The organism is Vibrio sp. 10N.239.312.D08, assembly GCF_041466145.1.
GTDB classification, from domain to species: domain Bacteria; phylum Pseudomonadota; class Gammaproteobacteria; order Enterobacterales; family Vibrionaceae; genus Vibrio; species Vibrio crassostreae_C.
The window spans coordinates 1-1,744 of the sequence record NZ_JBFSSD010000108.1 but is presented as its reverse complement, the minus strand read 5'-3'; the positions used below and the strand labels follow the sequence as shown (position 1 = coordinate 1,744).

1 protein-coding gene is annotated in these 1,744 nt (G+C 45.2%); it reads right to left on the bottom strand.

Annotated elements, in window-relative coordinates; translation table 11 throughout:
• Positions 1 to 88: 88 nt before the first annotated feature.
• Positions 89 to 1,606: an ISNCY family transposase gene (locus tag AB6D58_RS24340; RefSeq protein WP_081325180.1), complete on the bottom strand. Its 1,518-nt coding sequence runs from the start codon at positions 1,604 to 1,606 to the stop codon at positions 89 to 91.
• Positions 1,607 to 1,744 lie beyond the last annotated feature (138 nt).

Sequence of the window (1,744 nt, the reverse complement as noted above, 5' to 3'; positions counted from 1 at the left end):
TGTGATTACCGAGGGAGGTTGACGGTCTAATTACCGAAGGACTCTGTCACAGTCTTATTAATAGTAGTCAACCATGACAGTTCTGCTCTTATTCGATAATTGATGCCTCGGCACGAGCTTCCCGTAACTCTCTTGTATTCAGCTTTTCTTCAAGCCAGATGTTCCTTACTGTTGAGTGACTAATTGAGATGTTAAATCGCTTTCTCATCTCACCACTGATCCTGATCGATGTTAGATGAGGTAATTTGAGCGTTAATGAGATGACGACATTTCGAGTCTTCTCATCGATGCGGTTACTGTGCCTTGATTGGCCATACATACGTTTCAAAGCTAATGGACCATGTGCTTCGAGAAGTTGACGGTTGTTGTGAATGCTTTTGACAGAGCAACCGCTCTGCCGAGCAGCTTCTCTCACATTGCCTAACTCCTTGGCAAGTTCAATAGCATCGAGCTTTTTCTGAACTTCTTCCCCGTATTCTTTCCTAGAGCTAGGCTCAACAAGCTCTTTAATGGACAGCTCTCGGTCAGCAAAGTAAGCGGCGAAGTTACCATCAAGTTGCTTACGTAGCTCAACTTGTTGACTCACGATAGAGTGCCTTAACGGAGAGGTAATTTGATACATTGCGTTACCATAACTGAAGGTATGGTCCCGACGGATTTTTCGATATTCTTTTTGGATACATATCGCATCGAGGTTTAGGTGTTTCGGAACGGGCTTATGTTCCGAGCGCACCTGCTTAGCGTTGACGGTGAGGGTTGTCGCCCAATAGTCAGGGATGAAAGTGTTTTGCAGGTAGTCATTTGCGCTATTCATATCGGTGATCCCCGCCAGTCTTAACTCAGGGACGAGACGATCTTGGAACGTATCGAAGGCACGTTCGATACGACCTTTTCCTTGGGGGGAGTTGGCAAAAATAATTTCTATACCAAGCTCTTCGCAGGCTCGTTGCATCTGAGAGAAGTGGCAGCGTTTTGGTCCACCAAAGATACCCGCTCTATCGACATAAAGCGTCTTAAAAAGCCCCTTTTTTTCGATATAAGCCTTCATTACTTTAAGGCAGCCTTCCGTAGTTTCTGAAGGAAAGAACTCTGCATGAACGTCACTGGTTGCGTCATCAATCATAGCGATAAGGCAGGACTTTTTGTCCCCGAACCAAAGGTGGGGGCTGCCGTCCATTTGCAACATTAAGCCTTCTGCCTCCATGCGCTCTCGTCGTCTTCTTACTTTGGAGCGGCGATGTTTAGCTCGTTTTACATGATGGATTTCGTGCGCCCAGGTACGAAGTGTCTCTCGCTTTACTTTGATGCCTTCAAACACTTCCAGCATGTCTGCCAAATGAAGCATGTTAAAGTCGTAATACTTGGCTTTTATCAGATCTTGAACTTGCTTCTTTAAGGTCACGGGGATTTTATTAGCGGGTGCTCTTCCTGTGTTGCCATGAACAACGAAACGAATACCATCGGTACGGTATCGCCTGAGGTAACGTTCAATGGTTCGGGGGGATTTATTGAGCAGTTTCGAGGCATTGAGAATAGAGATTTTGTTAAGTGCCACTTTAGCAATGACATCCACGGTAAGCTGGGATTTAGCATCCATAACGATCATCCTATACACCCTTTGACTAATTCACAGTGATAGTCAAAGGATTACGTAAAAAGTAGGACCGTCAATTTCCCTCGGTAATTAGGCTAACGACAAAGTCGTTTGGTAGTTAAGGTACGACAGAATCGCTTGGTGATCACA

Excerpts from the sequence above, each read along its gene's own strand:
- AB6D58_RS24340 (WP_081325180.1), bottom strand. The coding sequence starts at position 1,606 with ATGATCGTTATGGATGCTAAATCCCAGCTTACCGTGGATGTCATTGCT.